Source organism: Rhizobium sp. YAF28, assembly GCF_052113285.1.
Taxonomy (GTDB): domain Bacteria; phylum Pseudomonadota; class Alphaproteobacteria; order Rhizobiales; family Rhizobiaceae; genus Rhizobium.
On sequence record NZ_JBFRCX010000016.1, the window covers coordinates 101,504 to 114,539 of the forward strand.

Genomic DNA, 13,036 nt, shown 5'->3' on the forward strand with positions numbered 1-13,036 from the left:
CCAGGTTTTCTCCCATGCCGCTCTGCATCGAGGCGAGCGGTCTTTGCTCTCCGGCCGCGGGACTTCCCCTAATGTATCCCTTCGACCTGATCATACGTTTTCAGATCGTAGATTGCCTGTCAATCAGAGAAATCGTACATTGTTTAGAGAAGCTTCGCGTGATATCCGAACAATGTGTGTATTCATTGGGGACAATCTTGGCCGAAACGAGCGATTTTAAAGCACAGCCACCCGAAGGCATCGACGCTATCGGGGCCTCCAGTGAGGGCGCCTCGCTTTATCAACTGATCAGGGATGACATCATCGAAGGGCGGCTCGCTGCCAACGAGCGGCTTGTTGTCACCGATCTCGCCCGGCGCCACGGCACCTCGACCAACCCCGTGCGCGAGGCTCTGCAACTGTTGCGCGGGGAGGGCTTTGTCACCTTCGTCCCCAACCGCGGAGCGCGTGTCCGGCCCATAGATCAGGATTTCGTTAGGGACATCTATGAGATCGGGGTCTTGATCGAGCCGGCACTGACGAAATGGTTCGTGAATATGGCCACCGTCGAGGACATTGCTGAACTCGAACGCATCCAAGGCCTGATTGAAGAGAACAACTTCGCCGACCCGTTCAGACACAGCGAACTGGACACCGCCTTTCACACGGTAATGTACCAGAAGCACTACAACCGCCATGCCGCCGAGCTTTGGTGGAAGCATCGCGAAGTGCTTCGAGCCGTAAGTCGGCGTTTCGACTTCACGCTCGCCCGGCGTGCCGCAATCCTTAGCGAGCATCGCGAGCTCATCGCGCATGTAAAAGCGGGACATGCGAACGAGGCAGCCGAACTCATTGCACGCCATGTTGAGGGCTCCGGCCGGCACATCCTCGAGCACATGCGTGCGCGTAATGCCGCTCGGGCAGGATAGAATCCACAACCTGAATATCGTTATCCCGACCACTTCAGTTAAAGGCAGTTGAGATGAAAATCACCAGCGTTCGGCCGTGGTTAATCAGATCCGATGCTTCCTATTGGGGAGAGTTCCTGTTCGTCGAAGTGACGACTGACGAGGGGGTGAGCGGCTGGGGAGAGATCACCACCACGACAAGGCTTGCCAATCGCGCCCTCTGCACGATCCTTCGCCAGATCGGTGCCGCTTTGACAGGCGAGGACCCGGCGCGGATCGAGTATCTGTGGCACAAGATATTCCGTAGCTTCACTTATATGGGCAGTCGCGGTGCGGCCGTCGAATGCGTAAGCGCCATCGATATCGCCCTCTGGGATATCCGCGGCAAAGTCCTTGGCAAGCCGATTTACGAGCTGTTGGGCGGACGGGTACGCGATGAAATTTCGCTCTACACCCATCCCAACCAACGCAAGTTTACCAGCAAGGAGGCTGTGGTCCAGGAAATTCGAAACATCGTCGACTCGGGCCACACTGCGCTCAAGTTCGATCCTTTTCCCCAGCAGGGTCGCACCGCCGGCGGACAGGCTCGCGAGCAGCGGGACGGCTATCTCGATGGCAGCATGACCCGCAAGGATGAGCGCGAAGCCGCCGAACTGACGGCTCTGATCCGCCAGACGGCGGGCGCTGATGTCGACATCCTCATCGATGCGCATGGCCGGTTCGACGTTCCCACCGCCATTCGCCTTTGTCGGAGCCTTGAGGAAGCTGGTCAGATCGACTGGTTCGAGGAGCCCTGTCCACCGGAAAGCCTCAACGCTCTCAGGCAGGTCCGTGAGAAGGTCAGCGCCGCGATCTCGTGGGGCGAGCGTGGCCACACGAAGTGGGATTTCGTGCCGGTGCTCGAAAACAGGCTCGCCGACTACATCATGCCGGATGTCACCTGGACCGGCGGCATTACCGAACTCAAGAAGATTTCCGCGCTCTGCGAAGCCTATTACATCCCGGTCTCGCCGCATGACGCCGCAGGGCCAATCAACGTGGTTGCGGGAGCGCAGGTGATGATGACCGTTCCCAATTTCTACAAACTTGAAACGTCGGAGTGGAACCTGGGCAAATACGATCACCTCATCGACAGACCACTCGATGTTTCGAACGGCAGCCTCAAGCTTACGCCCAAGCCCGGTCTCGGCGTTGAAATGAACCGCGACTACCTTCAAAATCACGAGATAGAGCTCGACTAGCTAGCAACGCTCTACGCCGCATCAGCGTGCGCGACGACGAGCCCCCCGACCAGAACGAGGATAGATCATGCCAGAGGCACATGGAGCCGACGAGGCGCTCAATCGGGTGAACACGCATTCCAAGCCGTCCGACCTTCGCATTACCGACATGCGGGTCGCCGAAATTGTCGGCGCGCCGTTCACCTCAGTCCTGCTTAAGATTTACACCAACCAGGGCATCGTCGGGCTTGGCGAGGTGCGCGACGGCGCCAGCGCAACCTACGCACTGATGCTGAAGAGCCGGTTGCTTGGCGAGAACCCTTGCGACATCGACCGCCTGTTTCGCCGCATCAAGCAGTTCGGCGGGCACGGCCGGCAAGGCGGCGGCGTATCGGCGGTTGAAATCGCGTTGTGGGATCTTGCCGGCAAGGCCTATGGCGTCCCTATCTACCAGATGCTCGGTGGCCGGTTTCGGGAGAAAGTGCGCGTCTATTGCGATACCGACGCCACCGTGCCGAGCGGTACCGAGACCGGTAAGCGCCTGAAGCAGCGCATGGAGCTCGGATTCACCTTCCTCAAGATGGATTTGGGATTGATGCAGATCGCGGATGTGCCCGGTGCGGTCGTATTTCCTGCTGGCTCACTCGAAGGGTACCGCGACGGTCCCAGTCGTGGGCCGCTGAAGACCGTTGAAGAGCGGCGTGTCCGCAACGCTTCATACGATTTGCATAACGTCCCGCACCCGTTTACCGGCTTGCACTTTTCCGACAAGGGCCTCGACCTGCTTGAGCAATACATCGCCGAGGTTCGCGAGGTCATCGGCATGGATGTGCCGCTTGCGATCGACCATATCGGCCACATCTCCATGCAGAACGGCATTCGCCTTGCCAGGCGAATTGAAAAATACGTGCCAGCCTGGCTCGAGGATGTGATCCCCTGGCAATATACCGAGCAATACCGACAACTGCAGGATGCCACCACGATACCGATCTGCACTGGTGAGGATATATATCTCAAGGAGGGCTTCGAGCCTCTGCTCAAAAGCGGCGGCGTCTCCGTTATCCACCCGGACCTTCTCACCAGTGGGGGCATTCTCGAGACCAAGAAGATCGGCGACAGGGCGCAGGACCGTGGTGTTGCCATGGCAATCCACATGGCAGAAAGTCCAATCGCCGCAATGGCCGCGGCACATGTCGCGACCGCGACCGAGAATTTCATGGCGCTCGAATACCATTCCGCCGATGTTGACTGGTGGGACGATATCGTCACGGGCCTTCCCAAGCCGCTGGTCAAGAACGGCTTCATCACTGTTTCGGACAAGCCGGGCCTGGGGATTGACGATGTCGTCGACGAGGTGATCTCGCGGCATCTGCAGCCGGGCGTCACCGGCATTTGGCAGCCTACCGACCGCTGGGACGATGAGTATTCCTGGGATCGCACCTGGAGCTGAAGCGAAAAGGAACGAAGATGAAGATCACCGATCTCCGCTGCGCAGTTATCGGCAAACACCCGATCGTCCGCATCGTGACGGACGAGGGCCTCTATGGCTTGGGTGAAGTCGAATTCACCAAGTCCTACCTCAAACCCTTTGTGCTGCATTTCCGCGAGGCGCTGATCGGCGAAGACCCGACCGATGTCGAGAGAGTCATGCTGAAGATCCGCCAACGCGGCTCTTTCAAGCCGTACGGCGCGGCGGTGAGCGCTATTGAGCATGCGCTGTGGGATATTGCTGGCAAGGCCGCGGGCATGCCCGTCTATAAACTGCTAGGCGGCAAGGTGCGGGACAAGGTGCGCGTCTACAATGGCTCTGTCCGCCAGAAACGCACGGGCGACCGACCGGAGGATTACGCCGCTGACGTCAAATGGATGATGGAGCAGCCGCAGAACTTCTTCATGGTCAAGCAAGGCATCTCGTTCCACTCCAACATGAAGGACACCATCGAGGACTTCCACTACGGCGTGACGCAGAAGAAGGCCGGTTATCACGGTGCCATGGATCAGGGCGTGATCAGCGAACGCGGTTTCAATCACATGCTCGACTGCGTGATCGCGATGAAGGAAGTGCTGGGCGACAAAGTCAGTCTGGCGCTCGACTGCGGCCCGGGCTGGATGCTGCCCGATGCGATCAAGTTCGCTCGCGCGGTTGAGAAGTACAATTTGATGTGGCTCGAGGACATGCTGACCGGCGACTACGTGCCGTGGGTCAATCCGCAGGCCTATCGGGAACTGACAACCTCCACCTCGACGCCAATCCACACTGGTGAGCAGATCTACCTGCGGCACAATTTCAAGGAACTGATCGAGACGCAGGCGGTACGCGTCATCGGTCCCGATCCGGCCGATATTGGCGGCATTGCTGAGCTCAAATGGGTCGCCGAGCACGCTTACATGCATTCGATCCTGATGGCGCCGCATGGCACCGCTAACGGGTTGCTGGGCCTCGGCGCGTTGATCAATGTCTGCGCCACGTTGCCGGCAAATTACATCGCGTTCGAATATCCGAGCGCCTCCGACCCCTGGTGGGAGGATCTGGTAATCGGCTTGCCGCCGCAGATCGTGAATGACAGTATGGTGGACCTGCTGGAAGCGCCGGGGCTGGGCCTCGATATCGACGCTGAGGGGGCGAGGAGATATCTCAGGGAAGAGGATGCGGGGTTCTTCGACTGAACCCCTCCACCTGCCGCGCTCATCTTGCCGGACGCTAGGTATAGGGCCTGTTGAAATAAGAAGCGCTGACCGATCCGCTGACCCAATTCGGCGGGGGCAACATTCGCGGCTTTTCAGCCGGCATCAGCCGACGCTGAGACGTTGAGCCGCTATTGAGGCGAGAACCGACAAGATAGTTGATAGTAAAAGAATACCAGATGTTGCGAACAGCGAGCCTGTTGCGCCTGGCTCGTGCACAATTCCCGCAACACGACTGATGAGAGAGGCAAATGAAGCTGCCGCCGCGATTACGGTTGCCGCACTAAGGAAGACAACGACGGCTACCAAGCTATCCAGCACAACTTCAAGAAAGGGGTTTCCATCATTCACGATTAAACCTCCACGCTTGCTGCGTTATATGTCGCCAAGCATGTTGCGCGAAAAGTTTACAATCTGCAACCCTGAATCGTCAGGCTGGCGTCGTATGGCCGATGAATCCTCAAAAATGATTCGGCGCGTCTCGTCGTAGTTTCGAGCTGAATTCGAGCGACGGTTTCCCGGCCGTTTTAGCCCGCGAAATCCTATTTGCCTTCTCCAGTCACCCGGCCTGCTTACCCCTTGCTCCGTTTTTGCGGCTGGGCCTTCGGTCAGCGCCCCATCCGCCCGACATGCCAGTCAGCCACGCTGCTGGACGTAGAGCATGCGCTCGCGTGTCGCGAACCATTCCTCGGCGTAATCGTCATTCTTGTATTCGTCGAAATAGGGTCCGCCATCCGTGAAATGCACGATCTTGGCGTCATCGCGCTTGTCGTATTCGTTGACGAGATAGTTCCAGGTGATGGGTAGCTCGCCGATCAGATCGTCGCCGTCGAGCCACTTGAACTGGTGCAACTGCAGCCCGGTTGCGGTATTGACGTAATCAGGCGTCAGCGCCCTGCATTTCGCGTTATTGAAGAGGATCAGGCTCGACCAGTTCTTCTTTTCGTACTTAGTCTGCACCTGGCCGAGAAACTTCGTTTCGACCTTAGGCTGGTAATCGTGCTTGACGCACATGACGGAATAGCGCTCATCGCGCAGCGCCCAGAGCTCGGCAATATCCGTGCGCGCAAGCATGTCGCAATCCATGAACAGGCTCCATCCCTCATACTGACTGAGATAGGGCGTCAGGAAGCGCGAGAAGGAGAACTCGGTCGACTGAAGGGCGTTGCGTTCACGCGTAAACGTGCTTTCGATATTGTGCAGGTAGATCGGCGTGATGCTCACCGGCACGCTCGATTTTTCCAGAATACTCTGCGATAGCACGTGATGGGCGACAACTTCCTTTGAATCAAAACCAACATAGATGTTGACGATATCGGTCATATCAATTTCTCCTCGGGACGGATTATGTGTTGCCTTCAGGAAGCTTGCTTCTTTTGGCGGTCGAGCGCGCGCTGCTTGCGGGTCTTTGGCCGCGCCTTGCGGAAGGCCTGGTCGAGCGCCCGCTGCCATTTGGTTAGTGACATCAGGCCGTCGATGAGGGTCAGCGCATGATCGAGCCGCGTGGAGAGTGCATCATTGATCCCCGCCTGGATCTCCTCGCTTTCCGCATCCGGAAAGTGCCGGGTCAGAAGGTCGAAGCGGGACGGCCTGGCATGTTCGGCGCTGGTGATGATACCTCTTCGCGCCAGAAGCCCGAAATAGATCCGCTCGAATGTCCAGTCATGAACGTCGAAGACCTTCCAGCGTGCGCTCCGTTTCCCGGAAAATCCGGCGAGCACGATCTTCGGTGTCAGCTGAAGCTCGCGCATCCACGCAACCAACGCAAAGCCACTCGTCGGGATCTTGTCCGGCGGATAGTGTCGCGACATCAGCGTCTCGAGATCGCTGTACATGACTGTCGCACCCTTGAATGCGCCGACGGGGCTGAAGCGCTCCTCAGGTGCCGTACGGATATTCAGAATGCCGAGGAACTTGTCCGAAGTAAAGAATTTTAGGACCTCGTCCACCTCCCGCCGATGGACGATATTGGCGCCCATCATGCCGCTGCGCGCCACAAGAATGGCATGCCCGGGAAAACTGTCGTCGAGAACCTTGTAGACCTTGTTGAAGAAGACGAACAACGTATCCCCTGGAAACTCCGTGCGCATCGACTGCGGATCGAGCGCCTCGCTATTGGCGACCAAAACGATGTGCGAATAGCGATTGAAGAATGCGCGCCACGCATCGGCGCCCTGCGTGTGAAAGACGGGACTTCCGGAATTTTCGGATCCGGGGCTCGTTTCAGCCCTTGGGACCTCACCCGCGCCAAAGTGTGCCTTCAGTTGTTGGGCACGGTTCATCGCGCCGGCGCGCTTGCCGAGCGCCAGGAGATAGTCGGCAGCCTTTCGCAAGCCGCCGCGCCGGCTGACAAATCCTGACCATGGCGTTTTCGAAAGCATGTTCGAATAGATCTCGGCATAGACCGACTGCCCAGCCTGCACCGATAAATGCCACGGCTTGCGACGTCCGGTGAAATGCAGGAGCACAGCATTGCGGATATAGGGCATGATACCGGTCTGGACATTCCACCGGCTGTCCAGCCGTTGCCACGTCCCGCGAAAGGCAATATTGAGAATATCCTGGTCGTTGGAGGCAAAGCATCGCCCTGATCTGAGCAGCGAACGCGCCATCTCGAAAAAGCCGCCGGCCCGGACGGCGGCACAATCTATGAGAACGACCCCGGCATTGAAATATCCCGCCCCCGGGTCGAGGCCGAGCTCCCGCTCCAGCTGTCCGATCTTGTCGGGGAAGGCAATGCGGTAGTCGTCAACCGCACCGATCGCCTTGTCGTTGAGATCGACATCGAAGAGTGGATCGACATTGCCGACGGCCAATATATCTGCATCAAGGTAAAGAACGCGCTCCAGCTCCTCGCCCATCAGCTTGTCGAGATAGAGGCGCGCAAGCGTCGACTTGTGCCAGCGGCCTGCCGTCTCGGGCGTATCGGTGGGAAAAGTGAAATCGACGACGTCGATATCGATACCGTTGACGGCGTTGAAGGTCGCGACCCCAGCTTTCTGGTCTTCAGGCAAATCGATGCCGACAATGATCAGCTTGAAATCGTTCTTTTGACTATTGCGTTCGACTGACAGAAGCGCGCAGCAGGCTGCCGGAAGCATTCGCGCATCCGTGAACACGTATATGGCCTTGCTACGTATGCGAACCGACATCCCACCCACCTGAGATATGCAGTATTGAACGACGACAGAAGCCTTATCGAGATTGGATATTCAATGAAAATTCTGGAAAAGCCAGCTACATGTGTCGCGTCAACGCTCAAACATTGTGCGCAAGAGAGTTTTGTCAACGTCATCAGGGTTTTTTTACCTTCGCTTCAATCTGTTTCCGCATCTGACCGCCGTGGAAAATGTCGTCCTGACGAGCGTGACGCTGTGGCCGAGCCGTACGATTGCTGACCCGGGTTGGTCTTCTACACCGTGCGCTGGCCTATCCGGAGCAAATGTCAGGCGGAGAGCAACAGCGCGTTGCAATCGCGCGGGCTCTTGCTCTTTCGCCAACCGTACTTCTGTTTGGCGCGGTTTGACGAGCCGACCTCCGCGCTCGATCCGGAATCGACCGACGACGTGCTGCGCGTGATGCGCGAACTTGCAAGCGACGGGATAACAATGATCATCGCCGTGCGAGGGGAGTTGGGCGTGGATTTGCTATGCTCACGCTATAAATCGACAGAGGTCCTAGAGCGGCTGTCCTATCGTTATGTCCACCTGGAAATCCACGCCCGCGCTCCGTCCAGCGTCTTGAAATCGTCGAGCGATCGGCTCGGAATGTCCGGATAACTCGTGGCAGCCATTTCACTTAAGGCGCGTCCCGGTCCAAGTTCCAGGAAGGCCGTTGCGCCGTTTTCGACGCAGCCCTGCAAGTTGTCCGCCCATCTGACCGTGTGCGAAATCTGCGCGGCCAGCTTGTCCAGCCCCTGATCCAACCGGGACACGCTGGCTCCATCGATCCCGCTCAGAAGTCTAGCTCCAGCAATAGGTGGAAACGCCTTGGGTGGACCATCGAGGACGCTACGAAATTGCGCGGATACCTCGGAAAGGAGCGGGGTGTGAGACGCGACCTCCACGGGAAGACGAACGATGCGCGTGGCGTGTGCGTTACTAGCGTTCCGCATGATCGCCGCCAAGAAGGTCTGCCCCCCTCCGACGACGAAAGCATCATCTGGATTACTTATCGCTATGGCTCCGTGGTGCTCTTCACAGAGGCGACGTATCGTCTCGTAGGCGAGACCTCTTATAAAGACCAGCCCATCACCTGCCGCGCTAGCCCCAGACATCATCTCGGCGCGCCGCGCAGCAAGCGTCAAGGTATCAATGTGACGGAAGACGCCAGCTGCGCCCCACGCGGCAATCTCTCCGACGCTGTAACCGGCGAAAACCGAACGCTGCGGAATGCTCGTCTTCAGCGCGGTTATCGCAGCGAGCGACTGAAGGGTGCAGAGGATTTGAGCGGTCCGGTTTTCGAAGACCCCATTCTCGGCCTCTTGCCTTACGATGATGCGTGGATCGACACGGTCCAGCAGCATCGTCGCACTGGCGAACAAGTGGCTGGCCATCGCGCAATCCCCGGTCAGGGTGAACATGTTCGGGTTCTGATTCCCCTGACCGGAACACAAGATGGCAAGTGTCATGACTGGACCTACCGGGGATAGAGTATGATTATGGCAATGAGCAGGGTGATCACGCCGAACACCGTGAGTGATATCACGAAAAAAGTTGGTGTCAGCGCGAGTAGGATGGTTCCGGCCATCGACTTCAGGGTCCCTCTATCTCATCGACGAACAGCGTCATTGCAAGAAGGTCCGCTGCTCCGCCTGCGCTGAGTGTTCTGGTGATGAACTCTTCGTGGATCGATTGTGCGCGTCGTTGCCAGCGACCGGCGCCGATTCCGCCTGTCGCCAGAAAATGACGTGCAGCCCGCTGGGCAAAGCGAAGGCCCTCCTCGCCGCCCCTGTGCAGAAGGTTGGTGTCATCCAGCTCAGCGATCAGCGCAAAGCAGGTTTCGACCCTCTGCGCCTCCAGATCGTCGGGCGATTTGAGCCGCGCAGCCTGTAGTGCGGGAATTCCGATCTTGTAGATACTCGGAAATCCCTTGGCGGCCTCCGCTCGCGCGCCGCCCGCTCCGTAGCGAAGTTGCGCCTGTGCACCGTGACTATCGGCAAGCCTTGGACCTGCAAGAATGCTTTGGCCCCAAAGCTCGTGGACGACCGAGCCAAGCGGCGATCGGGGACTGACAACGCCGTTGGCCCTCGCGCCCGCGGCAGCACATAGCAGACCCATGCCGAAGATTGCTCCTCGATGAGTATTAATGCCGTTCGTCGCCGACAGCATCGCCGTTTCGGCTGCGAGTCCGATGGACCTGAGATGCGTCATTTGACAGCCACTTGCGCCGGCGACCACAAGAGACCGGAGATACGGCTCGATTGCGGAAGCACTGTCGCGAAACGTCCCGGCGTCCATGTCACTGTGGCTGCCTGAATCCACATGGCTGACCAAACCCGGCTTCGGCCACGTCTCCACCTCCAGAAGGAGGCTTTTCTTCGCTAGAGAAGCGATGCCCGCCGCATCGACAGTCAAGCGCGCGGAAGCGTCGAACACGGAGACAGGAAGGGAGAGGGCATTCATGAGAGAAAATCTCCAGCGAGGAACCGTCTTCGGTCCAGTAATGCGATGCCCTGCATGGACTTCACCATGACGTCGGCCGGCCTGAACAGGAATTCGCGCCAGTTGGCGGCAAGGCCATCGTCACGGATAAACTCGCCGTCTATGCGGCTGGGCGATACATCCTCGATCCTGGAAATCTCCGAGGAAAGCAGGTCTATGTCGGCCGGGGAACGGACATGCAGCAGCAGGTCGATGTCCGACGAGCTGGTAAGATACGCAAGACCGGTCAGCGCCTGCCAAGCGAGGCTGCCGAATACTTGCAGTTCGATACCGCGATGCGCCGCGAAGAACTCAAGTTCGTCGAAGGTCCGTTGCCATACCATGGGGGCTAGGCCGCGGGCGCAGGCGAGCGCCGTCGGTTCGTGGATCGCGAGGATGTCATCGGCTTCCACCACCAACGGAATGCGTCGCTTTTCCAGTGATGGTGGCAGCGGCAGGCCAAGGGCAATGCCGTGCGTCTCGTGCGCCATGGGCCGGCGCGCCACGAGCGGCCATTCTCTGTGCACCCAGGACTGGATCAGAGGATCGGCGCGATCTGATCCCAGCTGCCTTTCGAGCACGGAATCCCATCTCGCCGGGTCGAGATAAACCAGGTCGTGGCGTTTCAGCGGGCGAAGCTTAGGAAGCGCGTGCGATCGCATAGACGCGCTCCGCGATTTCCGCTGCTTTGGTACGGCCATGCCGTTCGAAGCCGAGAAGGTCGCGCTTGTCGACTGTGTCAGGGAGATCGGCCAGAAGCGCGCTCAGTTGGCTTGCCAGCGATTCCCGCTCGTTCCATACGAAATGGACTGCACCCGTTTTCGCGAGATTGTCCAATCCGGGAGCGAAGATGGCAGTCGTCTTAGCCTTTTCCTGCAGAACCTCGATGGATAGCTTCGTCACCTTTGACATGGACGCGAGATCCATCACAGCAGGCTCCGCGCCAGGAAGCGCGACGAGAACACGGGTCGCAAGCGCGGTCGCGAGAAACGCCCCGGCCGCCGTGTGGCCGTAGAGGATGCCGATCGTCGGACGGCCGTGAAAATCGGCGAAGATCAGGCATTTGGCGAGATGAGCCAGGAACTCGTTGAGCCCGAGCAACTCGTCGCGTTTGCTCATCATTTGGCTATCGCTGTCGACGATCACCAGGATCGGCCCCGTCCCCGAATGGTCGTCGAGGATGTGACGGGAAAGCAGGGAGGCCTGATCGACGCCAACTGCTGCCCGATCCGAAACGCCTACGACAAGTGCCTGCTGTCCGTCCGAAAGCAGAGCCAAACCGTATAGCAGACCATGGTCGGTTTTGATGCTATGACCGTGCGGGAAAAGCGACGCGAGGATATCAGCGAGCTGCATGGTTCGGCCTCCGTACTTTTTGAGCGGCGGCCGTGAACCGCGCATAGGTCATCTCGGGGATGGAAGCGGCGTCGGTGATGCCTATGGACCGCCAGATGTCGATCGCATCGGCGGATTTGCCAAACTGTTCAATCCGCCATTCGATCCGCCTCTGCTCATCCTGCAATGTCTGGAGCGTGAACGGCCGAGTGTCGGCCAGCAGGCTGACAGCGGTCTCCCGGAAACTTGCGATCGTGTCATCGACGAAGGCGTCGGCCCCACCGATCAGTCGGCGATGCTTGCCGCCCATGGTGCGCCAGACGAGCGCCCGGTCTTTAGAATCGAATTCTTCGACGCCGCGGTTTGTCTCGATCACTTCGGGTCCCGAGACGGAAATGCGGCCCTGCTCGGAGACTGCGAGAGCCGAGCAGCATCCGGCAATCAGGCCACCGCCGCCGTAGCATCCGGCTCTTCCGCCAATGAGGCCGATGACTGTGACGCCGGCGATCCTCGCCTCTATGACCGCACGCATGATTTCGGCGATCGCCAGTTCGCCGGCGTTAGCTTCCTGGAGACGTACACCACCCGTATCAAACAGGATGATGACTGGTACCGAACGCATATCGCGGGCCGCCCGAAGAAGGCCAGTGAGCTTTGCGCCGTGAACCTCGCCGAAAGCCCCGCCCATGAAACGGCCTTCCTGCGCTGCGATGAAAACGGGTATGCTCTTGATCAGGCCACGTCCGACGATCATACCGTCATCGAATTGCTCGGGAAGATCGAAGGACTTGAGATTTGGGCTCATCTCGCGTTCTGCCGGGCCGAGAAACTCGTTGAAGCTATCGTCGTCTAGGAGGAGCGATACACGGGCGCGAGCCGAGGACTCATACCAGCTGGCTTGTCTGGCGTCGGTGCCGGCGGCTTGGGTGGCAGCGTTTGTTGGAACGTTCATTTCTCTGTTTTCTCCATCAGGCGTAAAGCCTGTGCCAGGCGAAGCGATACGGTGTCGGGTCGCGCGCCTCCATCGTTGATCGAGAACCGCAGGCCGCCCGTTTGGAAGCGCTCGACGAAATCTTCGACGACCGCCTGCCAGACGGGATCGAACCCTCGAACCGTGGTTCGAATCTCGACAACGCACTGCTTTTCCGGAACGACTCGCTCGACGAGGACTTCCAAATTTCCTGACGCAACGACCCCTGTGATCGCTTGCTTCGTGTTGCCCGCGGCCTTGTCGGCCACGTCATGTGTGAATGTGAGGTTTTCCATG

Annotated in this window: 13 protein-coding genes and 1 pseudogene; 5 read left to right on the plus strand and 9 right to left on the minus strand. The window is 58.8% G+C overall.

Annotated elements, in window-relative coordinates:
- Positions 1-197 precede the first annotated feature (197 nt).
- The 4 genes from AB4Z13_RS28970 to AB4Z13_RS28985 all read left to right on the plus strand — a co-directional run bounded on the left by AB4Z13_RS28970 (position 198) and on the right by AB4Z13_RS28985 (position 4,774).
- A complete protein-coding gene (locus tag AB4Z13_RS28970; RefSeq protein ID WP_310380905.1) occupies positions 198-908 on the plus strand; it encodes a GntR family transcriptional regulator in 711 nt (236 codons plus the stop codon).
- Positions 909-961: 53 nt separating this feature from the next.
- Positions 962-2,128 (plus strand): mandelate racemase/muconate lactonizing enzyme family protein, encoded by a 1,167-nt coding sequence (locus AB4Z13_RS28975; protein WP_442207417.1) that lies wholly within the window; start codon positions 962-964, stop codon positions 2,126-2,128.
- A 67-nt stretch (positions 2,129-2,195) separates the two neighbouring features.
- Positions 2,196-3,557: a mandelate racemase/muconate lactonizing enzyme family protein gene (locus tag AB4Z13_RS28980; RefSeq protein WP_113321048.1), complete on the plus strand. Its 1,362-nt coding sequence runs from the start codon at positions 2,196-2,198 to the stop codon at positions 3,555-3,557.
- 17 nt (positions 3,558-3,574) lie between these two features.
- The gene (locus AB4Z13_RS28985; protein ID WP_442207418.1) at positions 3,575-4,774 is read left to right on the plus strand and encodes a mandelate racemase/muconate lactonizing enzyme family protein; all 1,200 of its coding nucleotides are present in this window, start codon (positions 3,575-3,577) and stop codon (positions 4,772-4,774) included.
- Between the two features lie 123 nt (positions 4,775-4,897).
- Here the strand turns inward: AB4Z13_RS28985 and AB4Z13_RS28990 are convergent, their stop codons facing one another.
- The 3 genes from AB4Z13_RS28990 to AB4Z13_RS29000 form a co-directional block, all read right to left on the minus strand.
- On the minus strand, positions 4,898-5,143 hold the full coding sequence (locus AB4Z13_RS28990; RefSeq protein WP_162747937.1) for a hypothetical protein: 246 nt from the start codon (positions 5,141-5,143) through the stop codon (positions 4,898-4,900).
- 285 nt (positions 5,144-5,428) lie between these two features.
- Positions 5,429-6,115, minus strand: a complete 687-nt coding sequence (locus AB4Z13_RS28995) for a glycosyltransferase (RefSeq protein ID WP_113321046.1) — start codon at positions 6,113-6,115, stop codon at positions 5,429-5,431.
- Positions 6,116-6,150: 35 nt separating this feature from the next.
- Positions 6,151-7,893, minus strand: a complete 1,743-nt coding sequence (locus AB4Z13_RS29000; protein ID WP_442207419.1) for a glycosyltransferase family 8 protein — start codon at positions 7,891-7,893, stop codon at positions 6,151-6,153.
- A gap of 196 nt (positions 7,894-8,089) precedes the next feature.
- On the opposite strand from AB4Z13_RS29000, the pseudogene AB4Z13_RS29005 reads away from it, so the two are divergent.
- A pseudogene (locus AB4Z13_RS29005) lies at positions 8,090-8,409 on the plus strand (ATP-binding cassette domain-containing protein); the annotation flags it as partial.
- 80 nt (positions 8,410-8,489) lie between these two features.
- Here the strand turns inward: AB4Z13_RS29005 and AB4Z13_RS29010 are convergent.
- The 6 genes from AB4Z13_RS29010 to mdcC all read right to left on the minus strand — a co-directional run bounded on the left by AB4Z13_RS29010 (position 8,490) and on the right by mdcC (position 13,035).
- Positions 8,490-9,422, minus strand: a complete 933-nt coding sequence (locus AB4Z13_RS29010; protein WP_442207420.1) for an acyltransferase domain-containing protein — start codon at positions 9,420-9,422, stop codon at positions 8,490-8,492.
- Positions 9,423-9,546: 124 nt separating this feature from the next.
- Complete coding sequence (gene mdcB, locus AB4Z13_RS29015) at positions 9,547-10,416, minus strand: triphosphoribosyl-dephospho-CoA synthase MdcB (protein ID WP_113321043.1); 870 nt, start codon at positions 10,414-10,416, stop codon at positions 9,547-9,549.
- On the minus strand, positions 10,413-11,096 hold the full coding sequence (mdcG, locus tag AB4Z13_RS29020) for a malonate decarboxylase holo-[acyl-carrier-protein] synthase (RefSeq protein ID WP_442207421.1): 684 nt from the start codon (positions 11,094-11,096) through the stop codon (positions 10,413-10,415). The genes mdcB and mdcG overlap by 4 nt, the downstream gene beginning before the upstream one ends.
- Positions 11,074-11,790 carry a biotin-independent malonate decarboxylase subunit gamma gene (locus tag AB4Z13_RS29025; protein WP_442207422.1) on the minus strand — a complete coding sequence of 239 codons (717 nt, stop codon included), beginning with the start codon at positions 11,788-11,790 and terminating at the stop codon, positions 11,074-11,076. The genes mdcG and AB4Z13_RS29025 overlap by 23 nt, the downstream gene beginning before the upstream one ends.
- Positions 11,777-12,721, minus strand: a complete 945-nt coding sequence (locus AB4Z13_RS29030; RefSeq protein WP_113321040.1) for a biotin-independent malonate decarboxylase subunit beta — start codon at positions 12,719-12,721, stop codon at positions 11,777-11,779. The genes AB4Z13_RS29025 and AB4Z13_RS29030 overlap by 14 nt, the downstream gene beginning before the upstream one ends.
- Positions 12,718-13,035 carry a malonate decarboxylase acyl carrier protein gene (gene mdcC, locus AB4Z13_RS29035; protein ID WP_113321039.1) on the minus strand — a complete coding sequence of 106 codons (318 nt, stop codon included), beginning with the start codon at positions 13,033-13,035 and terminating at the stop codon, positions 12,718-12,720. The genes AB4Z13_RS29030 and mdcC overlap by 4 nt, the downstream gene beginning before the upstream one ends.
- Between the last annotated feature and the right edge of the window lies 1 nt (position 13,036).